The sequence below is a fragment of the Chryseobacterium viscerum genome (assembly GCF_002899945.2).
GTDB classification, from domain to species: Bacteria; Bacteroidota; Bacteroidia; order Flavobacteriales; family Weeksellaceae; genus Chryseobacterium; species Chryseobacterium viscerum.
In genome coordinates, this window is sequence record NZ_PPEG02000001.1 from 573627 (window position 1) to 596249 (window position 22623).

General features: G+C 37.0%; 25 protein-coding genes and 2 tRNA genes. 10 read left to right on the plus strand and 17 right to left on the minus strand.

Annotation, left to right across the window (positions count from 1 at the left end):
• Positions 1-4: 4 nt before the first annotated feature.
• The 4 genes from C1634_RS02605 to C1634_RS02620 all read right to left on the minus strand — a co-directional run bounded on the left by C1634_RS02605 (position 5) and on the right by C1634_RS02620 (position 2681).
• A complete protein-coding gene (locus C1634_RS02605) occupies positions 5-895 on the minus strand; it encodes an energy transducer TonB (RefSeq protein WP_103233186.1) in 891 nt (296 codons plus the stop codon).
• 35 nt (positions 896-930) lie between these two features.
• A complete protein-coding gene (locus C1634_RS02610) occupies positions 931-1329 on the minus strand; it encodes an ExbD/TolR family protein (RefSeq protein WP_103233185.1) in 399 nt (132 codons plus the stop codon).
• Between the two features lie 11 nt (positions 1330-1340).
• On the minus strand, positions 1341-2045 hold the full coding sequence (locus tag C1634_RS02615) for a MotA/TolQ/ExbB proton channel family protein (RefSeq protein ID WP_109737859.1): 705 nt from the start codon (positions 2043-2045) through the stop codon (positions 1341-1343).
• A 174-nt stretch (positions 2046-2219) separates the two neighbouring features.
• The gene (locus tag C1634_RS02620; RefSeq protein ID WP_103233183.1) at positions 2220-2681 is read right to left on the minus strand and encodes a hypothetical protein; all 462 of its coding nucleotides are present in this window, start codon (positions 2679-2681) and stop codon (positions 2220-2222) included.
• Positions 2682-2851: 170 nt separating this feature from the next.
• On the opposite strand from C1634_RS02620, the gene C1634_RS02625 reads away from it, so the two are divergent.
• On the plus strand, positions 2852-4648 hold the full coding sequence (locus C1634_RS02625; protein ID WP_103233182.1) for a DUF885 domain-containing protein: 1797 nt from the start codon (positions 2852-2854) through the stop codon (positions 4646-4648).
• Positions 4649-4727: 79 nt separating this feature from the next.
• Positions 4728-5174: a DinB family protein gene (locus tag C1634_RS02630; RefSeq protein ID WP_185145112.1), complete on the plus strand. Its 447-nt coding sequence runs from the start codon at positions 4728-4730 to the stop codon at positions 5172-5174.
• A 91-nt stretch (positions 5175-5265) separates the two neighbouring features.
• Here the strand turns inward: C1634_RS02630 and C1634_RS02635 are convergent, their stop codons facing one another.
• Positions 5266-5886 carry an endonuclease III domain-containing protein gene (locus tag C1634_RS02635; RefSeq protein ID WP_103233181.1) on the minus strand — a complete coding sequence of 207 codons (621 nt, stop codon included), beginning with the start codon at positions 5884-5886 and terminating at the stop codon, positions 5266-5268.
• 33 nt (positions 5887-5919) lie between these two features.
• Here C1634_RS02635 and bcp point away from each other — a divergent pair, with 33 nt between their 5' ends.
• The gene (gene bcp, locus C1634_RS02640; protein WP_103233180.1) at positions 5920-6369 is read left to right on the plus strand and encodes a thioredoxin-dependent thiol peroxidase; all 450 of its coding nucleotides are present in this window, start codon (positions 5920-5922) and stop codon (positions 6367-6369) included.
• A 94-nt stretch (positions 6370-6463) separates the two neighbouring features.
• On the opposite strand, the gene C1634_RS02645 is transcribed toward bcp, so the two are convergent.
• The 5 genes from C1634_RS02645 to C1634_RS02665 are packed head-to-tail and all read right to left on the minus strand — an operon-like array spanning position 6464 to position 10660.
• Entirely contained in the window at positions 6464-6997 is a 534-nt protein-coding gene (locus C1634_RS02645) for a GNAT family N-acetyltransferase (protein WP_103233179.1), read from the minus strand.
• On the minus strand, positions 6966-7628 hold the full coding sequence (locus C1634_RS02650) for a hypothetical protein (RefSeq protein ID WP_103233178.1): 663 nt from the start codon (positions 7626-7628) through the stop codon (positions 6966-6968). Before C1634_RS02650 ends, C1634_RS02645 begins: the two co-directional genes overlap by 32 nt.
• Before the next feature lie 32 nt (positions 7629-7660).
• Positions 7661-8743, minus strand: coding sequence for a mannose-1-phosphate guanylyltransferase (locus C1634_RS02655; protein ID WP_228409946.1), 1083 nt, complete (start codon positions 8741-8743; stop codon positions 7661-7663).
• A gap of 2 nt (positions 8744-8745) precedes the next feature.
• Positions 8746-9336 (minus strand): SprT-like domain-containing protein, encoded by a 591-nt coding sequence (locus C1634_RS02660; protein ID WP_103233177.1) that lies wholly within the window; start codon positions 9334-9336, stop codon positions 8746-8748.
• A gap of 1 nt (position 9337) precedes the next feature.
• Entirely contained in the window at positions 9338-10660 is a 1323-nt protein-coding gene (locus C1634_RS02665; protein ID WP_103233176.1) for a TolC family protein, read from the minus strand.
• A gap of 183 nt (positions 10661-10843) precedes the next feature.
• Here C1634_RS02665 and C1634_RS02670 point away from each other — a divergent pair, with 183 nt between their 5' ends.
• The 4 genes from C1634_RS02670 (at position 10844) to C1634_RS02685 (ending at position 13540) form a co-directional block, all read left to right on the plus strand.
• Positions 10844-12088 (plus strand): bifunctional folylpolyglutamate synthase/dihydrofolate synthase, encoded by a 1245-nt coding sequence (locus C1634_RS02670; protein ID WP_109737860.1) that lies wholly within the window; start codon positions 10844-10846, stop codon positions 12086-12088.
• A 42-nt stretch (positions 12089-12130) separates the two neighbouring features.
• Positions 12131-12205: transfer RNA gene (locus tag C1634_RS02675), tRNA-Val, on the plus strand.
• A gap of 34 nt (positions 12206-12239) precedes the next feature.
• Positions 12240-12314, plus strand: a tRNA-Val gene (locus tag C1634_RS02680).
• A 104-nt stretch (positions 12315-12418) separates the two neighbouring features.
• Positions 12419-13540, plus strand: a complete 1122-nt coding sequence (locus tag C1634_RS02685; RefSeq protein WP_228409948.1) for a hypothetical protein — start codon at positions 12419-12421, stop codon at positions 13538-13540.
• On the opposite strand, the gene C1634_RS02690 is transcribed toward C1634_RS02685, so the two are convergent.
• Genes C1634_RS02690 through C1634_RS02705 form a run of 4 tightly spaced genes read right to left on the minus strand, consistent with a single transcriptional unit; the run spans position 13530 to position 16290 of the window.
• Positions 13530-14453, minus strand: coding sequence for a glycosyltransferase family 9 protein (locus C1634_RS02690; protein WP_103231850.1), 924 nt, complete (start codon positions 14451-14453; stop codon positions 13530-13532). The two genes, C1634_RS02685 and C1634_RS02690, sit on opposite strands and share 11 nt — an antisense overlap.
• 50 nt (positions 14454-14503) lie before the next feature.
• Positions 14504-14923, minus strand: coding sequence for a SufE family protein (locus C1634_RS02695; RefSeq protein WP_103231849.1), 420 nt, complete (start codon positions 14921-14923; stop codon positions 14504-14506).
• A gap of 45 nt (positions 14924-14968) precedes the next feature.
• The gene (locus tag C1634_RS02700) at positions 14969-16066 is read right to left on the minus strand and encodes a glycosyltransferase (RefSeq protein ID WP_103231848.1); all 1098 of its coding nucleotides are present in this window, start codon (positions 16064-16066) and stop codon (positions 14969-14971) included.
• Complete coding sequence (locus C1634_RS02705) at positions 16063-16290, minus strand: uroporphyrinogen decarboxylase (RefSeq protein WP_109737861.1); 228 nt, start codon at positions 16288-16290, stop codon at positions 16063-16065. Before C1634_RS02705 ends, C1634_RS02700 begins: the two co-directional genes overlap by 4 nt.
• Positions 16291-16442: 152 nt before the next feature.
• On the opposite strand from C1634_RS02705, the gene C1634_RS02710 reads away from it, so the two are divergent.
• Positions 16443-18980, plus strand: a complete 2538-nt coding sequence (locus C1634_RS02710; protein ID WP_103231854.1) for an ATP-dependent Clp protease ATP-binding subunit — start codon at positions 16443-16445, stop codon at positions 18978-18980.
• Positions 18981-19114: 134 nt separating this feature from the next.
• On the opposite strand, the gene C1634_RS02715 is transcribed toward C1634_RS02710, so the two are convergent.
• On the minus strand, positions 19115-19642 hold the full coding sequence (locus C1634_RS02715; RefSeq protein ID WP_103231846.1) for a hypothetical protein: 528 nt from the start codon (positions 19640-19642) through the stop codon (positions 19115-19117).
• Between the two features lie 189 nt (positions 19643-19831).
• On the opposite strand from C1634_RS02715, the gene mnmA reads away from it, so the two are divergent.
• A complete protein-coding gene (mnmA, locus tag C1634_RS02720) occupies positions 19832-21019 on the plus strand; it encodes a tRNA 2-thiouridine(34) synthase MnmA (RefSeq protein ID WP_103231845.1) in 1188 nt (395 codons plus the stop codon).
• A 134-nt stretch (positions 21020-21153) separates the two neighbouring features.
• Positions 21154-21363: a hypothetical protein gene (locus tag C1634_RS02725; RefSeq protein ID WP_103231844.1), complete on the plus strand. Its 210-nt coding sequence runs from the start codon at positions 21154-21156 to the stop codon at positions 21361-21363.
• Positions 21364-21424: 61 nt separating this feature from the next.
• Here C1634_RS02725 and C1634_RS02730 read toward each other — a convergent pair whose 3' ends face one another.
• Positions 21425-21775, minus strand: coding sequence for a hypothetical protein (locus C1634_RS02730; RefSeq protein WP_103231843.1), 351 nt, complete (start codon positions 21773-21775; stop codon positions 21425-21427).
• Between the two features lie 13 nt (positions 21776-21788).
• Complete coding sequence (locus C1634_RS02735) at positions 21789-22526, minus strand: glycine-rich domain-containing protein (RefSeq protein ID WP_103231842.1); 738 nt, start codon at positions 22524-22526, stop codon at positions 21789-21791.
• Positions 22527-22623: the final 97 nt, after the last annotated feature.

Consider the following 22623-nt stretch of genomic DNA (forward strand, 5'->3'; position numbering starts at 1 on the left):
TATTTTAGAATGTAATTTTATAACTTCCGGTTGATGATGTATTGGCTTTCTCTGCCTTTACATATTTCTTCACCCAGGCCACGGACGTGGAAGATACACAAGGGTCTGAAACCCCTCCGGCTCTTCTTGCAGACACCACATTTCCTGCTTTATCTACCGTATAAGCAATGGTAATCGATCCGCTTACAGTACAGCTGTGAGAAGGTTGAGCCCCTCCTCTTCCCATTGTTCCTGGAATATAGCCAACGAGCTTTCTATCAATTCCAACTTTACTGTCTCCGTTTCCATCTCCACCTAAAGGATCTCCTGCATTTCCTATACCTTCTCCTGTCCCCTGGCTTCCTGCTTTTGTTCCTCTTCCTTTAATCAGGTTTCCAATAGCAGCATTTCCTTTTCCATCCCCGTTTCCAGTTTTTGAATTGGCCGTAGCAGCACCTGATTTTTTGGTATTTTTTGAAGCACTCGCGCTTGTTGCTTCTTTTTTCTCAGCTTTTTTTGAATCTTCCTTTTTAGGAACTGTTGCTTTTGAATTGTTTCCGGTAATAACCTTCTCCTTAACTTCTGTTTTCTTTGGTGCGGGAGTAGGAATAGGTTCTGGTTTTACCACAGTTTTTGTTTCCGGAACGGGTGTTTCTGCTGGTTCTGGCGTCACTTCTTCTGTAGCTGCAGCAAAACTTCCTGGCTGCTCAGCAGGCTCTTCAATACCCTTACCGTTTCTGTTATCCCCGAAGTTTACCAACATAGTCGTTACCACTTCAGGTTCTTTATCCAGTTCAGGTTTTAATTTATATAAAAAAACAAAAAGCAAAACGGCAGCCCAGATAAGAATAGAAAGCACAGCGCTCTTTATCCTATCTTTGTTTTCGTCGTTTCTGTTTGCTGTATAGCTTTTCATCTTAAAAAGTAATTCTTTCCGGAAATCCGGATCTGTTATTTATCTTTAACCGTTGCAATAGCAATGTTAAATTTATGTTTTTCAGCGATTTCCATGACAAAAACAACATCTTTATGTAATGTATTTTCGTCGGCTCTGATCGTGAAAGATTTATTCGTCTGACTGGCTAATTTATCAACAATAATCTTCTCCAGTTCTCCTTTATTAGCAGGGTTATCATCTACAAAGAATGAGCCATCCGGCTTGATACTTACCGTAACAGGATTGGGTATATTATCGTCAACCGCTCCGGCTTTCGGCAGATTCACATCAATGGCGCTTTGATTGGCGGCAGAAGAGGTGATCATAAAGAAGATCAGCATCAACAGGATAACGTCTGTCATCGCTGCTAAACTGAATTCCGGGTTTGCTTTATTTCTTCTCTGAATTTTCATCGTAAGAAATTTTATAAAGGTTTATTGATAAGGTCTAAAAATTCTCCTGACATATTCTGAGCTTTCAGTACAAACTTATCAATCCTTGTCAAAAGGATGTTGTAGCAGAAATTAGCAGGAATTGCTACTGCCAAACCTACCGCAGTCTGTCCCAAAGCAGTATAAATACCTTCTGAAAGTGTTTTTGGAGAGAAAGATCCTGTTGCGTGGGATAGATTAAAGAAAGCAATAATCATCCCGATTACTGTACCCAAAAGACCTAACATCGGTGCGATACTTGGTACTACAGCGAGAAGGTTCAGATTTTTCTCCATATTAGCTACCTCTACCTGAGCTTGCGATTCCATGGCACTTACGATATCAGAAACAGGACGCCCCAATCTTGAAATTCCTTTTTCTAAAATTCTTCCCTCCGGAGAGTTCTGCGTTTTGCAATAATCTGCCGCAGCCTCTATTTTTCCAGCTTTTATAAAGTCTTCGATATTGTTCATGAAGTTGGAATCCGTTTTTGAAGTGAGTCTTTTGATAAAGAAAAACCTTTCAAAAAACAGATAGAGAGAAAATATCCCCAACAGCAACACAATGGCCATCACTATTTTAGCGAATGCACCCCCATGGAACATGATTTTCCAGAATGAGAACTCTAAGTTGTCTGCAGCAACTGCAGGTGTGGCGATTTGTGCAAATAAAATCTGAGAAAGTTCCGTTAACAGCATTAAATGTGAATTTTATTAAAGTTTCAACGACAAATGTAATAGAATATTATGAATTGAACTCTTAAAAATTGCTTAAAAACAACTTAAAATTTGTTATTATTTACCAATAGCAAATTTCTTTCCAAAAATAATTTTGAAAAGAAATTCGATAGTAAAAAAGGAACAAGGCTTCTGTTAATCCTCGTCTACCTCAATATCATCCTGCTTGAATTCGCATTTTAATCTAAAAGGAATCGGTGTATCGGATCCGGTATAGAAATCATCAATGGTGCCCTTCCAGATGACCTGAAGCTCTCCTTCGTCATTTCTTTCGAAAAGAAGCTCGTTGTCGTAGATATAAGCATCTTCGTCATCGAAAAGATCTACTTCTGTGTAGGTTTCTTCATCAGAGTCATTGATTTTGATAGTTTTTCCTTCTATTTCCGTCGATTCAATAGGCAAATCGAAAACTTCAAGTGAAAGCTGCGGAAACTTGTACTGTAGTGAATCATCGTCTACGTGATCCAAACTGTCATCCGTAATAACTTCAACCTCTAAAAAATGTTGTTGATTGCTGTAGATGGCTTTACAATAAGTATTTCTGATATTGTATTTTAGCGTCTCCTCCGGATGGTAAATTTTTAAAATCCCTTTCATTATTTCTTAAAAAAGAGCTGTAATAATATGATTGTTAAACGTTTTAGACAAAGATAAAAAATTGATTCAAAGTTGAAAGGATTTTAAAAATAATTTTTTCAAAATCAATTCATACCATAAGTCTGAATACCCCAATAATACTTATTTTTGTTTTCATAAAGATTCTGAAAATGAAAAACATTTTATCAAAAGGTATTCTAGGACTAGGATTGATGATCGGTCTTGCTTCATGCAAAAAATCGGATTCTCCCCTTACGAAAGTAACGCCCAGCAACCTGGACTCTATTGCTTCCAACTACTATGAGCAGTATCTGAAGCTATACCCTTTGGATGCTACTTCTCAGGGAGATACAAGATACAACGATCAGCTTCCTATCAACATTGATAAAGATTTTATCTCAGGGGAAGTCGCTTTCTATAATTCTGTACAGAAACAACTGGAGCATGTAGATTATAAAACGCTTTCTGATGAAGATAAAGTAGTATATGATGTACTGGATTATACTTTAAAAGATAAAATTGAGGCATATGCTTATCATCCCGAATATATTCCTTTTACCCAATTCGGAGGTCTTCCGCTTACTTTTCCATTGTATGGAAGCGGACAGGGAAGCCAGCCTTTCAAAACTGAAAAAGATTACAGTGATTGGTTAAAAAGAATGGAAAAATTCCCGGAATGGATGAATGCAGCCGCAGATAACTTCCGTGAAGGAATCAGCAATAAGGTAGTTCTTCCTAAAAAACTGGTTGTCAAAATGATTCCTCAAATGAAAGCAGAGGAAATCACAACCTCTGACATGGACAAAAATATTTTCTACGGACCGGTTAAAAACTTCCCGAAAAGCTTTACTCAGGATCAGAAAGACAAATTTTCAGCACTTTATAAAGATGTTATCACGAAAAAAATCATTCCTGCCTACACAAAAATGGGAGTATTCTTAGAGAAAGAGTACCTTCCAAAAGCAAGAGATACAGATGGATACAACAGCCTTCCTAACGGTAATGAGATTTACAACTATTATGTAAAAAGCTGGACCACCACCAAAAAATCTCCCACTGAGATCAATAAAATCGGACTACAGCAGGTAGCGATGCTTCGTGCAGAAATGGAAAAAGTAAAACAGCAGGTAGGTTTCTCCGGAACACTGGAAGAGTTTATCACTTTTGTAAAAACAGATCCGAAGGCAATGCCTTATAAAACGTCTAAAGAGGTTTTAAATGCTTTCAATGGTATTCTAACGAAGATTACGCCGAAACTGAAAACGATGTTTAACGTAACTCCGAAAACAAAATTTGAAATCAGACAGACGGAGAAATTCAGAGAAGCAAGTGCCAGCGCAGAATATATTCCCGGAACTCCGGATGGAAAAAGAGCGGGGATATTTTATGTTCCACTGCCGGATCCTACCAAATTCAATGTTACTTCAGGAATGGAATCTCTTTTCCTTCATGAGGCAATTCCAGGACATCATTACCAGGTTTCTTTGCAACAGGAGAATACAAAACTTCCTAAATTCATGAGATTCGGATGGTTTGGAGCATATGGGGAAGGATGGGCACATTATTGTGAAACATTAGGCCCTGAGTTCGGTTTGTATACAGATCCTTATCAAAAAATGGGTTATTTAAGCGATCAGATGCTGAGAGCAGTACGACTTGTAATAGATACGGGGCTTCACACAGGAAAAATGTCAAGAGAAGAAGCTATCAAATATTTCTTAAGCAACATTTCTTATGACGAGGCGTCTGCCACAGCAGAAGTTGAAAGATATATGGCAATGCCGGGGCAGGCTTTAGGCTACAAAATAGGTTCTTTAAGAATCCGTGAGTTGAGAGAAAAATATCAGAAAGAACTTGGAAAGAAATTCAATCTGGCGGGCTTCCATGATGAAGTATTAAGCCAGGGATGTCTTCCTTTGGATGTTCTGAACAGAAAAATGGAGCTTTGGGCTCAAAAACAAAAATAAACTTACGTTAATAAAAAAGGATACTTCATTCAATTGGTATCCTTTTTTATTTCGTTCTTTCTAAATAAACAAAATTGATATGATCACAGAAAGCCTCAGATCTCTTTACAACAGAGATTTAAATAAACTAAAAACAGAGATAGAAGCCTATCAAAACGAAGAGAATCTTTGGAAAATTGATAAAAACATTGCCAATTCTGCGGGTAATCTAGTCCTTCATTTGGTGGGAAATCTCAACCATTTTATAGGAACCCATCTTGGAAATACAGGATATGTAAGGCAACGTGACCTGGAGTTTTCATTAAAAGATATCCCAAGAACTGAACTTATTGAAAAAATAGAGGCAACTGCAGCAATGATAGACTATGCTCTTGCTCCATTATCAGAAGATGATCTAAAAAAAGAATATCCGTTGGTTGTTTTCGAAGATACAATGACCACAGATTACTTTCTGATCCACCTGCTTGCTCATTTGGACTATCATTTGGGGCAGATCAACTATCACAGAAGGTTGCTGGATATTTAATTTCCTTTTACTTTCTTTTGGATGATCTTTTATACCCTGTCAAGGTTTAAAATCTTGACAGGGTATAAAATTCAAAATTTTTCAGAGAAAACTATTTCTCAAACATCATTTTCGTAATAAAATCTTTCTCTCCTTTTCCTCTTGCCGGAGAATATTCTCTTCCGTAGAAAATAATCTGAAGATGAAGTTTATTCCACACTTCTTCAGCGAATAAATTCTTTGCATCGCGTTCAGTTTCTACCACATTTTTTCCGGAGGTAAGCTTCCATTGTGTCATAAGACGATGAATATGGGTATCCACAGGAAAAGCAGGAAATCCGAAGCCTTGGCTCATCACCACCGAAGCGGTTTTATGTCCTACTCCCGGCAGCGCTTCCAATTCTTCATACGTTTGGGGAACGATACCGTTATGTCTTTCCAATAACAGCTCGGCCATTTTTTTTAGGTTTTTGGCTTTTGTATTGGACAAACCTATTTCTTTGATCAATTCTTTAATTTGAAATTCTTCCAGTTTTGCCATTCTCTGAGGGGTCCCTGCTACCGCAAAAAGATCAGGCGTAACCTGATTTACTTTTTTATCTGTTGTTTGTGCAGAAAGTGCCACAGCAACCATTAATGTATACTGATCAGTGTGATCCAGCGGAATAGGTGTTGTAGGATATAATTTCTCCAGTTCTATCTGAACGAGCTCGGCTCTTTGCTTTTTTGTCATGTAACCCTTAAATTTGAACAAAATTAAATCATTATGTTGAAAGTTGGAGACAAATTACCTGAATTTGAAGGAATCAATCAAGATGGGGAAACAGTAACCTCATCAAAATTAATGGGAGAAAAACTAGTGGTTTTCTTCTATCCACAAGCAAGTACCCCAACCTGTACCGTTGAAGCTTGCAATCTAAGTGACAATTATACTGAACTTAAAAAAGCTGGATTTCAGCTGTTGGGAATAAGTGGAGATTCTGTGAAAAAACAGAAAAATTTTCACAGCAAATTTGCTTTTCCTTATGATCTTATTGCAGATGAAAATCGTGATATCATTGAAAAATTCGGAGTGTGGCAGGAGAAAAAAACGTTTGGAAAAACGTATATGGGGATTGTAAGAACCACTTTTATTTTTGATGAAAATGGGATGTGCACAAGAGTGATTGAAAAAGTAACTTCAAAGACTGCTGCTGAGCAGATTCTGGAAGGATAATTCTTTTTTTAAACACAAAGATCACAAATGCTTTCACAAATAACATGATTTAAAATCTATATGTTATTTGTGAAAGTGTTTTTTTATAGATGTATTATTCTGTTTCGTAATAGTTTAATTCTTCGGTCTCCCCGGGAAGAGTCACATGCTTTTTAAACCTTAATCCCAATTTTTCGATAAGCTTTTGGGAAGAAACATTATCTTTTGAAATGATCGCAGAAATTTTGGATAATCCAAAATCGTCCATCCCAATAGACTTGACTTTCTGAGCCGCTTCAAAAGCATATCCTTTTCCTTCAAACTCTTCCAATAGAGAATATCCGATATCCACGATATCAAGCCCTTCTCTTTCGAAGATTCCTACTGCTCCTATTTTTTCACTCCCTTCCTTGGTCACTAAAAGATAGTTTCCAAATCCTAGTCTTTCAATCTGTGGAGCAAACCTGTTTAGAATATAATTTTCAGCATCCTCAATGGTATTAACATTACGGTTGCCAATATGTTGAATAAATTTTGGTCTGTTATAAAGTTCAAAGACAAAATCTCTGTCTTCACTAGACATCGGACGTAGTATTAGTCGCTCAGTCTCATAGGTATTATTTGCGCTTGGGTGTTTTTCTAGGCTCATCTTTCTTTGGTTCTTCCTTTTTTTCGATTTTTAAAAGTCTCGGGTTATTAGCACATTTTTTATTGTAAAGCTCAATATAAGTACCATTGTTCTTTACATTGCTTACAGCACCTGTAGATTTATTTACGGTTACTGTATAGTGGGTTTTCTGGTAAGGGCATTCTTTTGAAGTAAGTTTTCCCAGATCCAGATAATAATTTGATTTATCTTCATGATAGTTACCTGCAAGATCTTTGAATTCCTCATCTACCATGTATCCGTCAGCGGCTAGCATTATAGATGCTTCCTCGGCATTATCAATTCTGTCTACAAACTTTTTAAGCCCTTCTATATCGGTAATGTAATTTATTTTACCTCCTTCTGAATAGGCGATATAATAAAAACTGTCTTCACTGGGAAACAGATTGAATCCTGAGAACTGAGGAGTATAATTCACCTTGCCCGAACTCTTTATTCCTTCTCCTTTTCCATAGCTATTGTATACCAAGACCCATGAATCAACTTTGTTACTTGGGTTGATCTGTTGTAAAATACCGGGAATGCTTGAAAATTTTTTCTTCTCCTGAGAATATCCTAGGATTCCCAAAAGTAAAAATATAAGAATTGTAAATCGGGTTGCAGTTTTAATCATAATTTAAAAATCAGCAGAAAATATACCAAACATTACATAAACTTCTCGCCCTTCTTAAAGTTTTTTAAGTCAAGAACATAATCTTTAATGAGCTGGTCATTATCTCGCGGACAAATAAGAAGTGCTTTATCGGTGTCTACAACAATATAATTTTCAAGACCATCAATAATTACGGCCTTGTTATTATTCCTTAAACGGATAATATTTCCTTTTGAATTATAAGAGAGTAAATGTTTCAGTGTTACTGCGTTTCCGTCTTTATCCTTTTCAGTATTTTCAAACACTGACGTCCAGGTTCCAAGGTCACTCCATCCTAAGTCTGATGGAATTACATATACATTCTTTGCTTTCTCTAAAATTCCATTATCAATAGAAATTTTCTGAACCTTAGGGTAAATGGTTTCAATACAGCTATTTTCTTTTTCCGAATTGTATTCACAGGCCATAAAATGCTGCATCATCTCAGGAAGATAAAGGTCAAAAGCATGATGAATACTTTTTACATTCCATACAAAAATACCCGCATTCCAAAGGAAATCCCCACTTTCTAAAAAGCTTTGGGCAATCTCAAGAATTGGTTTTTCTGTGAATGTTTTCACTTTAAAATACTCAGAGGCTTTCTTTTCTACAAACTGAATGTATCCGTAGCCGGTATCAGGCCTTGTAGGGGTAATACCCAATGTTACCAGATAGTCATGTTGTGAAGCCACCTCAAAGGCAAGCTCTACTTTTTCCAAAAATACATCTTCTTTAAGAATCAGGTGATCTGCCGGCAACACAATCATGGTGGCATCCGGATTGATCTCAGCAATCTTGTTTGCCATATACAGGTTACAGGCAGCTGTATTTTTCATAAGCGGCTCACCCACAATATTTTCTTCAGGAATCTCCGGAAGCTGCTGATGGGATAGCGTAACATACTCTTTGTTCGTAATCACGAATATCTGCTCCTTAGGAATCACTTTACTGATTCTGTCATAGGTTTGCTGAATCATCGTGCGCCCGGTTCCTAAAATATCCTGAAACTGTTTTGGAAATTTCTGCGTACTCATCGGCCAGAACCGGCTACCGATTCCTCCTGCCATTATAACACAGTATCTATCTGATTTTAACATTCTTAACTACATTTTTGCACCCTCGCTAAAGGCTTGAAAGAATACTTCCTTCCAGTAGCCAGGTTCTTACAAAGATAGTTTTTTTTAACCAGACCTTCCAATAAATACTTTTCGTTGCGGTATATAAAAAACTCTCCCTTCTGAAGATCTTCTATAAAATGAAGACTACCATCCTGTTTTTCAGTATGAAAATACCTTACCAGATCAGGGCTCGCCATGAAATTTGCTTTGGGTGATTTTGAGAACTTTATGATGATAGGTTTGAGTTCTTGATCATAAATTTCAAGACTTTCAAGAAGCATATTTCTAAAAGTTTCTTTCCACTCGCTGCCATGAGGGGAAATTCTTCGTCCATATTTTTCAAAGGCTATCAAATGAGCCAATTCATGGGTCAAAACAAAGAAAAAAAGTTGTGGGGTAAGCGTAGAGTTTACCGTAATTTCATGAGAATTATCCGGAAGCTTTCTGTAATCTCCCAGTTTTGAATTTCTATTTCGTGTAACTTTTATATGTATATAGTGATCTGAAAACCAGATCCTTAAATATTTAAGAGTGTTTTGAGGTAAATATTTTTCTAATGATTGGATAGACATTTTACAAACTTAATGGAATTCCCGCATAGAAATTCAATAGTTTAAGACTGAAAAGATAATTATATTTCGCCTGTGCTACTGATCCCTGTGCATTTGCATAATTATTTCTTGCCACATTGACGTCATAGATGGTTGTTCTTCCCGCAGCATAGCTTTTATCAGCAAAATCAAGAGCCAGTTTGGAGCTCTTTTCTGCTTCCACAGCTGCCAGATAGTTTTCATAGTTGGCATCTGCATCAAACTGAGCTTTCTGTATATTCTGTCTTACTGATTGTTTCTGTTGTTCAAGGGTAATTTTGCTAACACTTTCATTTAATTTGGACTGCTCAACCTGTAATTTTGTTTTCCCTTTATTGAAAATAGGAATATTAAGAGATAGTCCCACATTTTGTCCAAACTGATCTTTATATTGTTCAAAAAAAGTTCCCTGCACAATTCCTGGAGGAACATTAAATTGTCTATTATAGAACGTGTTAAGACCTGCACTTGCTGTTAATGTTGGCCAGAATGCTGTTTTACTTACCTCAGTTTGTGCTTCAGCAGATCTTATTCTGCTTTCGGCTGCTTTTATCTGAGGTTGTACATCATAGGCTTTTGTAAGAACCTCGTCAGCCGTTACCAACTGTGAATCTAATGCTTCAGGAATATCTACATTTTCCACATCAAAATCTTTATAATCTGAAAGCTGTAAAAGCTGAGCGATCGCAAACAGAGCTCTTCCTACGTTCACCTCTGCGGTCTTAAGATTTTGCTTTTCTCTCGCCCAGGCAGCGTCTGCTTCTGCTAAAACAGTCTGTGCGGTAGTCCCAACCTGAGTGGTTATCTTTGCTCTGTCATGCTGTTTTTTAGCATTTTCTACAGCGCTTTGAGAAATCTTAACAATTTCTTTGTTTAATAAAGCGGTTAAATACTGTTGTGCAATTTGTACCGAAATATCATTTTTGATGGTTTCAATATCATACTGGCTGGCTTCTACATCAAATTGGAGTTTTCTTACATTCTTCTCCAATCTCCCATTATTATAGACCAAAATATCGGTACCTACACCAACACTGTTATTGAATCTATCGTTTCTATAGCTTCCTGCTCCTAATGATCCTTGTCCGAAACTCACCCCACTCGTAATACTCCCTGATACGGAAGGCAAATAGTCTCTTTTTGCTGCTTTAAGGTTGTATTCTTGGTTTTGTTTGGTATACTGATTTTGGATAACCTGAAGATTATGCTCCACTGCATAGCTTACACATTCTTTTAAGGACCATTTCTTCTGAGCACTTAAACCCAGATAACCTAATCCAAAAACGATGATCCAAACTTTTTTCATATGTATATGTTTATTTGTTTTTAATGGTCATATGGAATCGTGTCATCTTCATCAGTGTTGTAACTTGTAAATCACAACGATTTCATATTAAAGATTTTTCAATATTAGACGAATTAAATATAAAAAAGTTACAGATTGAAAAATTATATTTTATTTTAAAAAAACTTTTGGGAATTTTGCACCATGACAAACGAACAATATCAGGAAGCTATCGACTGGCTTTTCGTACAGATGCCCAACTACCAGATCGATGGACAGCAGGCTTACAAACCCGGGCTTGATAATATAACTAAGCTTTGCGCTTTCTTTGGAAATCCTCAGGATAAGATCAAATGCATCCATATCGGTGGAACCAACGGAAAAGGCTCTTCAAGCAACATGCTGGCATCAGTTCTTCAGGAAACTGGCTATAAAATCGGGCTATACAATTCTCCGCATCTTATCGATTTCACAGAGCGTATTAAGGTTAACGGGAAAAACTGCAATAAAGAATTTGTCTTTGATTTTATTCAAAAACTGAAGACAATTCCGGAAGATATTCGTCCTTCGTTTTTTGAGTTTACCACGATTATGGCTTTTGAATATTTTTATCAGCAGCAGGTTGATTTTGCCATTATTGAAGTAGGATTGGGAGGAAGATTAGACTCAACCAACATTATTAAACCTCTTATCTCCGCCATAACGAACGTTCAGCTGGATCATCAGAATATTCTGGGAGATACGATTGAAGAAATCGCAACGGAAAAAGCGGGAATTATTAAAAGTAACATCCCTATTATCTCAGGTGACGACAACGAAGTAGTGAAAAATATCATCAGAGAGAAAGCAATTAAAGAAAATGCTCCGTTTATAGATTCCACCTATATTGATACTTCTCTTTCTTCCGACCTGAAAGGAAACTATCAGCAAAAGAACATCAGAGTTGTATTGGCTGCCGTAGAAGAATTAAGAAAACTGAAAGTTCCTATTTCAGACAAGGATCTGGAAAACGGGCTGCTCCATGTTCATCAGAATACAGGATTCATTGGCCGTTGGTTCGAATTTTCAAAAAATCCGCTTACAATTTGCGATACGGGACACAATCAGGCAGGTTTGGAGTATGTTTTTTCACAATTAAATTCAATTGACAGGCACAAGCACGTCATTTTGGGGTTTGTAAATGATAAAAAAATAGATGATGTGATGAATTTACTTCCCGAAAATTCTGAGTTTTATTTTGCAAAACCATCTGTCAACAGGGGAAGACACCCGAAAGATTATGAAAATCTGCTTCAGGAGGCGAAAATTTTTTATAAAATTTTTGATTCCGTACAAGAAGCGTATCTAGCTGCAAAAGAACGTTGTACAAATGAAGAAATGATTTTTATTGGAGGAAGTAACTTTGTTGTGGGAGATTTTTTAGAAAAAAATTTGGAGATTTCTGAATAAGTTGTATATTTGCACCACTCTAAACGAGGAAACAAGTTATAGGGGCTCTTAGCTCAGTTGGTTCAGAGCATCTGGTTTACACCCAGAGGGTCGGGGGTTCGAATCCCTCAGGGCCCACACAAAGGATACTGAAGCCTTTCAAAAAATTTCAGGGCTCTTAGCTCAGTTGGTTCAGAGCATCTGGTTTACACCCAGAGGGTCGGGGGTTCGAATCCCTCAGGGCCCACAAAATCTCTCAGGAAACTGGGAGATTTTTTTGTTTTATCCCTATTACAAAAACTCTTTTTTCCTTATATTTATTTACCTTTGTCTGCATTTGAATTCGCTCACGTGAAGGAACTCCATATCATATCATTCAATTATCCCTACCCTCCTTCTTATGGTGGAATTATTGATGTTTATTATAAGATCAAGAGCTTACATGATCTGAAAGTAAAGATCTATCTTCATTGTTTTGTAGACCAGGTTCCTAAAACGATTGATCCGGAAATTAAAGAGATTACCGAAAATGTATTTTTTTATAAAAAGAAAAAGAATCCTTTCCTTTATTTTTCAGGAACACCGTTTGCCGCTGCGATCAGAGATTCCCAAGCCCTCCTTCAAAATCTTGAAAAGATAAAGGCTCCGATCTTATTTGAAGGCTTGCAGACAACCCGGATCATCCGGTTTCTGAAAAGTAATGAAACCCCACTCTATCTCCGCCATCACAACAACGAAACGGAATATTATAAAGGGCTTTCTTTGTCGGAAAAAAATATATTCAAAAAGATTGTTTATACAATTGAATCTTTAAAATACACAGGATATCAAAAAAAGCTTCTCAAGAGATTTAAGACCATATTCTGCCTGTCTGAAAAGGAATATAATGAAGTCAATAATTATTCGAAAAATGCGCAGCTTATCCATATTTTCCACGGTAACCAATCAGTAAAACAATTGGACAAAAAAGGAAATTATTTTCTTTTCCATGGAGATCTCACTACCGCCGATAATAAAAAGGCGCTGAATGAAACTATAGATTTATTCAAAACCCTTCCCCAATATAAACTGGTTGTCGCATCCGACCGTGCCAGTGAAGATATAAAGAAGAAAATTTCAGCCATTGAGAACATCAGCCTCACTCCTATTCAAACTACTGAAAACCTTCATCATCTTCTGGAAAATGCCCATGCTAACATTCTGTGTTCTTATCAAAATTCCGGAACCAAAGTGAAGCTTTTTAACACGCTATACAACAGCCGGTTTGTTATTATTAATGGAAATATCACAGATGATCCTACCCTGATGAGTTTATGCCTTTATGGTGCTGATATGGCCGAAATTCGCCAACAAATCATCACCTCAGCTGAAAAAGACTATGATAATGCCAGAAACAGGAAAGAAGTCCTGGAAAAAAGACATTCAGATCATTCCAAAGCCGAAGAAATGGTAAAAATTATTTTTAAAAATTAACCCTATTTATTACTTTCTGGATATTAAACTCTTCCAGGCAAGCCCAGTCGCCTCTGTAACACTCTTTGTCTCCAAAAACAGAACATGGTCTGCAGGTAAGATCTTTTACCTGGACAACATCTTCTTCACTCTGCCCGAATCCTAAAAATCCGGCATAAGGATGGGTTGCTCCCCAAATAGAAACACATCTGGTTCCCACAAGACTGGCAAGGTGCATATTGGCAGAATCCATTGAAATCATCAGCTCCAGTTGAGCGATTTGATTGAGTTCTTCAGTAAGATTTAGCTTTCCGGAAAGGTTTTTTGTATTAGGAATTTCAGCTTCCCATTGGTCAAGGGTCTCCGTTTCTTTTTTGCCGCCTCCAAAGAAATAGATCGTATGCTTCTTTGCCAGAATTCTGACCAGCTCGTACGATTTTTCTAAAGGAAGCATCTTCCCTCTATGTTGGGCAAAAGGTGCAAAGCCAATCCCTGATTTGTACTCTGAAATAGGCCTTAATGAATGTGAAAGCTCTACTTTGAATCCCATTTTACGAAATACATCAGCATAGCGTTCCACTGTTTTTTTCAGCTGTACTTTATCAAGATTCCAAACATCCGTAAGATGTTCTTTCTCCTCTTTTCCTTTATCTATTTTGAAAACTTTCAGCCCTTTCCTTCTGTATATTCTATCTAAAATCTTGGTCCGGATTACATCATGAAGATTGGCAACACAGTCGGGATTAAACTCCCGGATCAGCTCATTGCTCAGTTTTCGCAATCCGAAGAGACCTTTATAATCATCCAGATCAATTCCTTTAAAGATAACATTGGGAATTCCGGCAAATAAAGCTTCGAAGTTCTTCCTGGAAACCATAATAATTTCCACGCCGGGGTTCTGCTCCAGAAATTCTCTGAAAACAGGCGCAGTCATCGCAACATCTCCGAATGCGGAAAAACGATATGCTAAAATTCTAGTCACGGTTATGATTTCAGTTGATAAGCAACAGCATAAAATTTGATTTGCTTGGTCATTGCCATCAATCCATTCGCTCTCGATGGCGAAAGGAATTCCTGCAATCCTATTTCTGCAATAAATTCGAAATCGGAATCCAGTATTTCCTGAGTGGAATGCCCACTGTAAATACTGACTAAAAGAGACACGATTCCTTTTGGTAAAATACCATCAGAATCTGCATTAAAGAAAAGTTTACCTTCTTTATATTCAGCATCTATCCAAACCTTACTCTGACAGCCTTTAATTAGATTGTCTTCGGTTTTCCTGTCTTCCGGTAAGCCTTTCAGTTCTTTTCCAAGATCAATAATGTACTCGTACTTTTGCTCCCAATCCTCAAGAAATGCGAATTCATCGATTATTTCCTGCTGTTTTTCTTTAATGGTCATTTTAAATCAAATTTCTTTATGCAAAGATAACCAATTTTGTAAAAATTATTTAAGAGATGCTTTTTCAAAAAGTTGCAGAATTTTCAATTCCTCATTCTCCCAGCAAAATACGTCTGCCGCTTTATTAAGTTCGCTCTGATAATACAGTCTCCCTCTTTCAAGAACCAGATTAATTGCCTTCTCAATAGTTTCAGGCTGATGGTCTGTAATGATCTCTCCTACGTCAAACTGATTTTTGATTCGCTGCATCTCAGGAAAATTAATCATTACAAGTGGTACTCTGGATTGAATATAGTCACAAACCTTATTAGGAAGAGAATAATAATAGCTTACCCCATTATTTTCCTCAAGACTGAAACCCGCATCTGCCGTTTTAGTTATTTCTCTGAGGTTTTCCGGTTTCAGCTTACCCAGAAAGAAGACTTTGTCTTGCAGTTTTTCCTGAGTAACCAATTCTTCATATGTTTTTTTCTTTGGTCCGTCTCCTGCGATTTTCAGAACAGCATCTTTAATATGATGCATCGCGACAATCATCTTTTCAATTCCCCGGGACTGATTGATTGCTCCCTGATACAGAATTATTTTAGGCTGATTTTCCGGAATCTCAGGCACAGAAAGAATTTTTCTAGGAATATTTCTTACTACAACAGGATTCACATTGTATTTTTCATGGAACCATTCGGCGTAGCTTTCACTTTCTGTCATCATGAATTCTATTTGAGGAACCAGTTTCCTTTCCAGTACTCTCCAGAATTTCTGTGAAAACCTCTTTTGGACCGATGGCATTTCTGTGAAAATTTCATGACTGTCAAAGACCAAAGGGATGTTCAGTTTTTTGGCAATGAGATAATTTGGCAGAAGTGCATCTATGTCATTGGCATGAAGGATAGTATCTTTGTCAGCTTTTTTCTTTAGCTCCTTATACAGCTTCCAGTTGAATTCAAAATAGGCAGTCTTTAGACTTTTTGACTTCAATTCTATTCTGGAAAAGGGATAAGGACGCTCCATTTTCTCATTTCCTTCCCAGTCATTTCCTATAAGTTCTATGGGATATCCGTTATCAAAAAGGGTTTTACATACCTTTTCTATTCGCTGGTCGGTATACAGGCTGCTAAAGGCTGAAGTGATTACTTTTTTCCTCATTCCTTTTTCTTGCCTAGTATTAAATGATAGATCTGGATAAGGCAGATCAATCCGTTTGGAATGATAACCGGCCATAAAGGCCCACTAAAAAAGCCATAAATGACAAAACAAAAACAGCCAATCATGTTGACAATTCTAATTTTTCTTACATCTTTCAGTATGAAACTCAGCACGATAAAAACTGAGGCAGAATATCCGATATAAGTAGTAGATTCGGGGCTCATGAGAAATTTTTAAGGATAACAAACTTAATCATTTTCAATAAGATAATAAAATTTTTTACTGCCATAAAGTCATTAATTGATTTTTGGTAAAATATTTGTAATTTAGATAATGAATAAATGGCAACGTTGCCATTATTCTAATGAGATATATTATGGATTATAAGTTTTCACAAGGTTTGAGCCAAGTGTTCAAACAAAGCAAAAGCGAAGCTAAACGGCTGAAAAGTGAATTTCTTAATACAGAACATCTACTTTTAGGTATTATAAAAACGGAAAACTCTGCAAAAGAAATCCTTCAAAACCTTAATGCGGATTTAACACAAATCAGAAGAAAAATTGAAACTTTAAATACAGCAAGTCTTAATCCTATTTCTGAAGAGGTTACCAATATTTCTTTCACCAAGATGGCGGATCATGCCATTAAACGTGCAGAGTTAGAATGCCGACAATATAAAAGCAATGAAATTAATACCGTTCACCTGCTTTTAGGTATTCTTTATAAATATGAGGACCCTACTTCAAATATTCTGGGAGCTTACGACATCGATTATGAAGGAGTTTCAAGAGAATATCAGACGATGCTTAAAAATTCAGGGCAGTCACCACAGATGAGTGCTTATGATGATGATGATGAGAGAGAAGAATTTGAGCAAATGAGAAAGCCTACAGGAAACTTAGGTTCTGCAAAAAGTAAAACGCCTACATTGGATAACTTTGGTAGAGACCTTACTTCTTTGGCCAGAGACGGAAAACTGGACCCAGTAATCGGACGTGAAAAAGAAATTGAGAGAGTTTCTCAGATCTTATCCCGTAGAAAGAAAAACAATCCGCTTCTTATCGGGGAGCCAGGTGTTGGTAAGTCTGCGATTGCTGAGGGATTGGCATTAAGAATTCAACAGAAAAAAGTATCCAGAGTTCTTTACGGAAAACGTGTGATCACTTTAGATCTGGCAAGTTTAGTTGCCGGAACAAAATATCGTGGTCAGTTTGAGGAAAGAATGAAGGCCATTATGACGGAACTGGAGAAAAACAGAGATGTCATTTTATTTATTGATGAGCTTCATACGATTGTAGGAGCAGGAAGTTCTACCGGAAGTTTAGATGCTTCCAATATGTTCAAGCCGGCTTTAGCAAGAGGTGAAATTCAATGCATCGGAGCAACTACCCTGGACGAATACCGCCAGTATATTGAAAAGGATGGTGCTTTAGAAAGAAGATTCCAGAAAGTAATGGTAGAACCTACCAATATTGAGGAAACTATTCAGATTTTGAATCAAATCAAGGATAAATATGAGGAACATCATAATGTAATTTATACTCCTGAAGCAATTTTGGCGTGTGTCAATTTGACATCAAGATATATTACAGATCGTTTCTTACCGGACAAAGCAATTGATGCGATGGACGAAGCAGGATCTCGTGTTTATATTAAGAATATGAAAGTTCCTACAGAGATCATTGATTTTGAAAAGAAAATCGAAGATATCAAAGAAATGAAGCAGAAAGCTGTAAAAGCTCAAGATTATCTTGAAGCAAGAAAGCTTAAAGATGAAGAGGAACGTCTTCAGATGGAATTGAATGCTGCTCAGGAAAAATGGGATAAGGATGTAAAAGAGAAAAAAGAAACCGTAACGGAAGAAAATGTAGCGGAAGTGGTTTCTATGATGAGTGGTGTTCCTGTAACGAAAGTTGGTAAGAACGAGCTTGACAAACTTGCCCAGATGGACGAAAAGCTAAACGGAAAAGTGATTGGTCAGGAAGATGCTGTGAAAAAAGTCGTTAAGGCTATTCAAAGAAACAGAGCAGGTCTTAAAGATCCGAACCGCCCGATTGGTACATTTATTTTCCTTGGAACAACCGGGGTTGGTAAGACGGAATTGGCTAAAGTAATGGCGAGAGAGCTTTTTGAATCCGATGAATCTCTGATCAGAATTGACATGAGTGAATACATGGAGAAATTTGCTGTTTCAAGATTAGTTGGTGCGCCTCCGGGATATGTAGGATACGAAGAAGGTGGTCAGTTGACAGAAGCGGTAAGAAGAAAACCTTATGCTGTAGTTCTTCTGGATGAGATTGAAAAAGCTCACCCTGACGTCTTCAATATTCTGTTGCAGATCCTTGATGAAGGACACGTTACAGACAGCTTAGGAAGAAAAATTGATTTTAGAAATACGATTATTATTCTTACTTCAAACATCGGAACAAGAGATCTTAAAGATTTTGGAGATGGTGTAGGATTTGGAACCTCAGCTAAAAAGACCAGTTCAGATACCAGAGCGAGAAGCACTATTGAAAGTGCCCTTAAGAAAGCATTTGCTCCTGAATTCTTGAACAGAATTGATGATATTGTAATCTTCAACTCTCTTGTACAGGATGATATCAAGAAAATCATTGATATTGAACTGAACAAGCTTTATGGCAGACTTGAAAAATTAGGATATAAAGTTGATCTTACTGAAGAAGCTAAGGACTTTATTTCTGAAAAAGGATGGGATAAAGATTTTGGGGCAAGACCATTGAAACGTGCGATCCAGAAATATATTGAAGACTTATTGGCAGAAATGTTGGTAAACAAACAATTGAATGAAGGAGAAACCGTCGTTCTTGACCTTAATGAAGCAAAAGACGGACTGATTGGAAAAGCGCAGAAAACGAAAAAATCAGCGGCTGAAAAGTCTTCTCAATCTTAATTAAATAAATAATTTAATTTTCATAGAAAAGCCCCGGGAAATTTCCCGGGGCTTTTTATTTTTATATGTTTTGGCTGAAGCCAATGACATTTTGAATATTGTATTGAACGGACCAAAGCCCACTTCTACTGATATTAAAGTCCCACGACAAAACCGATATTAGGAACCAGACCGCTTGAAAATACACTGGAATTTTGTTTCCAAAGTACATTATACATCAGTCCCAGCTGCATAAAGGAATTATTCCCGATCCTCTGCATATATCCTCCTCCAAGAAACAGGGCATTTTCTTCTGTATTGTATTTATAATCGAAGTATTTATCCTTATAATCAACAAAATAGTGCTGATAGTTCGCTCCCACATAAAATGATCTGGCGAAATAGTAATTCATAAATGGTCCCACTCCAAACATGGTAGATTTATAATAATCTGATGTCTGCCACGAAACAGTTCCTATTACTCCGCCTTCAAGATCATTGGTAAGTCTGTATCCTACTCTGGGTGAAGCCGACAAATTAAAAGCACTGTTGCTTCCGAAACCCACTCCAATTCCACCACCGAAAGTCCATTTGCTGCCTTCCTGTGTTGGTGTACCCACAGAAACCTGGGAAAAGACGGATCCTGAGCCAATCAGCATTAGAGAAATAATAAGCTTTTTCATATATAGATATTTTGTTTTTGTAACATTCTCTGCTTTCTCCACTTATTCTGGTGGATGATAGTGGTGGTTACGATTAACATCGTTTTTATCAATGTTTAAAATTATGGTTTTTTTACGAATGTTTTTAATTGTATTTTTGCCGCATCAAACTAAGAACTCCCGTTAAGAGTTTCGTAAAATTGAAATACAATGAAAATAGTAGTAGGCCTCTCTGGAGGTGTAGATTCCAGTGTTACAGCATATTTGCTACAACAACAAGGTCATGAAGTAGTGGCTTTGTTTATGAGAAACTGGAATGATGCTTCGGTAACATTAGAAGATGAATGTCCGTGGATCGAAGACAGTAATGATGCCCTTATGGTCGCTCAAAAACTGGGCATCCCGTTTCAGGTAATAGACATGAGTGAACTGTACAAGGAGCGTATCGTTGACTATATGTTTGCTGAATATCAAAAGGGAAGAACTCCAAACCCGGATGTATTGTGTAACAGAGAAGTAAAATTCGATGTTTTTATGAAGACCGCAATGTCATTGGGTGCGGATAAGGTGGCAACAGGACATTATGCAAGAGTAAATTCTACTTTTGATGAAAATGGGAAAGAAATTTTCCACCTTCTGGCAGGGAAAGACAACAATAAAGATCAGTCTTATTTTCTATGCCAGCTAAGCCAGGATCAGCTTTCAAAAGCTTTATTCCCGATTGGAGAACTGACAAAACCTCAGGTAAGAGAAATCGCTAAAGAAATTGGATTGGTAACCGCTGATAAAAAAGATTCTCAGGGATTATGCTTTATCGGAAAAGTAAGCCTTCCTCAATTTCTTCAACAGCAATTGAAACCCAATGAAGGTGAAATCGTAGAAATTTTCAAAGATTCACCTCTGTTTTCGGAAGAAAAACCTGAATTTTCATCTAAAGAAGAGGAACTTGAATTTTTATCCAGAAAAATCGATTATAAAAAAGCTGACGGAAAAGTAATCGGGAAACATCAGGGAGCCCAGTTTTTCACGATCGGACAAAGTAAAGGTCTTGGAATAGGCGGTCATAAAGAAAGCTGCTTTATCATCTCAAGAGAAATGGAAAACAACATCATTTTTGTAGGAGAAGGAAGCCATTTCCCTGGACTTCACAAAAAAGCCCTGAAAATTGATAATTCTGAGCTGCATTGGGTACGTGAAGATATGAAGCTTCAAAACGGAGAGTCTATGGAAGTACTGGCCAGATTCAGATACAGACAATCTTTGCAGAAAGCAACCATTTATCAGTTTGAAAACGCTTTTTATATTGAATTTGATGAGCTGCAGTCTGCCATTGCTGAAGGACAATTTGCATCATGGTATATCGATGATGAGCTTATCGGAAGCGGGGTGATTGCATAAAAATATTGGGAATTCAGTTTGCGGGAACGCGGTTTAAGGTTGTCTTTTTAAAAGAAAATATTTTTTTTGAAATTTTCTGTAACGTTTTTTTAGTTGTCATACTTACTGAGTAAATAACAATAAAAAATACTACTATGAAAACAACGACAAAAAACCAGTATGCCTATGCAAACAATATCCTGATCTCAATTGTATCCGCAGTTTTTGGATATAACCTCTATCAGGCAATTGTACATCCGGAAAATTCAAATATTGCGATAAGCCTTATTTTGATAGTCCTGACCTCGATTATGGTTCGTAAGTATGGCTATCAACCTACAGAGGAAAAAAAGAAAGATATTTAATATCAATAACTCATTATAAAACCCGGGACATTTTTGTTTCGGGTTTATTTTTTATTACTATTTACCTGATCTTTTTATTGACATAAGCCAACATAAAAAACACGGTGACAATACATTCTGCTATTAAAATCATGACCAAAAATCCGATAGGCTTTCCCAATAGCATTCCTCTTATCAGTTTTATAATTCCCAATAAAAAAATAAGACCTGCGAAATAAAAAGTTGTTTTCGGAATTGTTTCTGTCAGAGAATTTATCATAAAAACAGAAGCATAAAATCCAAGAAGCAGGATAATATAAAACTTCAGGAAATCCGGCCCTTTAAGAGTAAAAGGATTAAAGGTCTGACATGTTGCAAAAAGCCATATAAAGCTTATCACCACTGGAACTGAGTGAATGGTTATTTTTTTCATAATTATTCGTTTTTTATCCCCCGCAGCCTCCACATCCACCACCACAACCGCCGCCACAGCTTCCTCCTCCGCTGCAGCCCGAGCTGCCGCTACAACTTCCCCCTCCATCAGGGCTTTGCTTATCCTTTTTACCAAGATCAGAAGTCTCCTGATCTCCCATTATTGACGTCATAGCTCCCAGGATAAAAATAATCACAAATACTACAGCTGTGATCAGCAATCCTGTAAACCCGGTTCCTTCTGTACAAGAATACAGCAGAAGTAAAATAAAGATCGGAGCAAAAAAAGCCATTCTTTTTATCCAGGACTGTCCTTTGGATTTTCTCTTCAGTTCTTTCCAGATCTCTTCAGGGGCTTCCTGTTGAAATACTTTCCGATACTGTACCAATGTATCTTCAAACCAGTTCTGGTGTTTCTCTTTCTCCAAAGCACCTCCTTTAGAAGGATGATGATGAAGTGATCTCTTTAAGGTATGGGGACAAAATTCTTCCCAATAATTCTGGGTATAAATGAGGTGCATATGCCATACCTTATCCACCGTTTCGCTTGGTGAAGCTCCATTAGGAAGGATGCAGCAGAGATAGACAAACTTTTTATATTCTTCTATCGCTTTCTTTGCGAAATCCAGACTCCATCGTTCTTCTTTTGCCAGTTTTTTCGAGAACGGAAATGCAGCATCTGCTTTATCAATGGAAAAATCTGAGATTCTTTGCCATAACTCGTTGTCTGTTACTAATTTATTCGTATTCATTTTGTGATTATTTAATTGTTTTTTTTATTGATCGTTTTTAATCTCTATGTCTTCATGGGTGTATTGCTCTTTATAATTTGATTGGTGTCACTTTTAA

What these genes read in the sequence shown, in the direction of transcription:
- C1634_RS02605 (WP_103233186.1), bottom strand. Translation starts at nt 895, where the DNA reads ATGAAAAGCTATACAGCAAACAGAAACGACGAAAACAAAGATAGGATA.
- C1634_RS02610 (WP_103233185.1), bottom strand. Translation starts at nt 1,329, where the DNA reads ATGAAAATTCAGAGAAGAAATAAAGCAAACCCGGAATTCAGTTTAGCA.
- C1634_RS02615 (WP_109737859.1), bottom strand. Translation starts at nt 2,045, where the DNA reads ATGCTGTTAACGGAACTTTCTCAGATTTTATTTGCACAAATCGCCACA.
- C1634_RS02620 (WP_103233183.1), bottom strand. Translation starts at nt 2,681, where the DNA reads ATGAAAGGGATTTTAAAAATTTACCATCCGGAGGAGACGCTAAAATAC.
- C1634_RS02625 (WP_103233182.1), top strand. Translation starts at nt 2,852, where the DNA reads ATGAAAAACATTTTATCAAAAGGTATTCTAGGACTAGGATTGATGATC.
- C1634_RS02630 (WP_185145112.1), top strand. Translation starts at nt 4,728, where the DNA reads ATGATCACAGAAAGCCTCAGATCTCTTTACAACAGAGATTTAAATAAA.
- C1634_RS02635 (WP_103233181.1), bottom strand. Translation starts at nt 5,886, where the DNA reads ATGACAAAAAAGCAAAGAGCCGAGCTCGTTCAGATAGAACTGGAGAAA.
- bcp (WP_103233180.1), top strand. Translation starts at nt 5,920, where the DNA reads ATGTTGAAAGTTGGAGACAAATTACCTGAATTTGAAGGAATCAATCAA.
- C1634_RS02645 (WP_103233179.1), bottom strand. Translation starts at nt 6,997, where the DNA reads ATGAGCCTAGAAAAACACCCAAGCGCAAATAATACCTATGAGACTGAG.
- C1634_RS02650 (WP_103233178.1), bottom strand. Translation starts at nt 7,628, where the DNA reads ATGATTAAAACTGCAACCCGATTTACAATTCTTATATTTTTACTTTTG.
- C1634_RS02655 (WP_228409946.1), bottom strand. Translation starts at nt 8,743, where the DNA reads ATGTTAAAATCAGATAGATACTGTGTTATAATGGCAGGAGGAATCGGT.
- C1634_RS02660 (WP_103233177.1), bottom strand. Translation starts at nt 9,336, where the DNA reads ATGTCTATCCAATCATTAGAAAAATATTTACCTCAAAACACTCTTAAA.
- C1634_RS02665 (WP_103233176.1), bottom strand. Translation starts at nt 10,660, where the DNA reads ATGAAAAAAGTTTGGATCATCGTTTTTGGATTAGGTTATCTGGGTTTA.
- C1634_RS02670 (WP_109737860.1), top strand. Translation starts at nt 10,844, where the DNA reads ATGACAAACGAACAATATCAGGAAGCTATCGACTGGCTTTTCGTACAG.
- C1634_RS02690 (WP_103231850.1), bottom strand. Translation starts at nt 14,453, where the DNA reads ATGACTGCGCCTGTTTTCAGAGAATTTCTGGAGCAGAACCCCGGCGTG.
- C1634_RS02695 (WP_103231849.1), bottom strand. Translation starts at nt 14,923, where the DNA reads ATGACCATTAAAGAAAAACAGCAGGAAATAATCGATGAATTCGCATTT.
- C1634_RS02700 (WP_103231848.1), bottom strand. Translation starts at nt 16,066, where the DNA reads ATGAGGAAAAAAGTAATCACTTCAGCCTTTAGCAGCCTGTATACCGAC.
- C1634_RS02705 (WP_109737861.1), bottom strand. Translation starts at nt 16,290, where the DNA reads ATGAGCCCCGAATCTACTACTTATATCGGATATTCTGCCTCAGTTTTT.
- C1634_RS02710 (WP_103231854.1), top strand. Translation starts at nt 16,443, where the DNA reads ATGGATTATAAGTTTTCACAAGGTTTGAGCCAAGTGTTCAAACAAAGC.
- C1634_RS02715 (WP_103231846.1), bottom strand. Translation starts at nt 19,642, where the DNA reads ATGAAAAAGCTTATTATTTCTCTAATGCTGATTGGCTCAGGATCCGTC.
- mnmA (WP_103231845.1), top strand. Translation starts at nt 19,832, where the DNA reads ATGAAAATAGTAGTAGGCCTCTCTGGAGGTGTAGATTCCAGTGTTACA.
- C1634_RS02725 (WP_103231844.1), top strand. Translation starts at nt 21,154, where the DNA reads ATGAAAACAACGACAAAAAACCAGTATGCCTATGCAAACAATATCCTG.
- C1634_RS02730 (WP_103231843.1), bottom strand. Translation starts at nt 21,775, where the DNA reads ATGAAAAAAATAACCATTCACTCAGTTCCAGTGGTGATAAGCTTTATA.
- C1634_RS02735 (WP_103231842.1), bottom strand. Translation starts at nt 22,526, where the DNA reads ATGAATACGAATAAATTAGTAACAGACAACGAGTTATGGCAAAGAATC.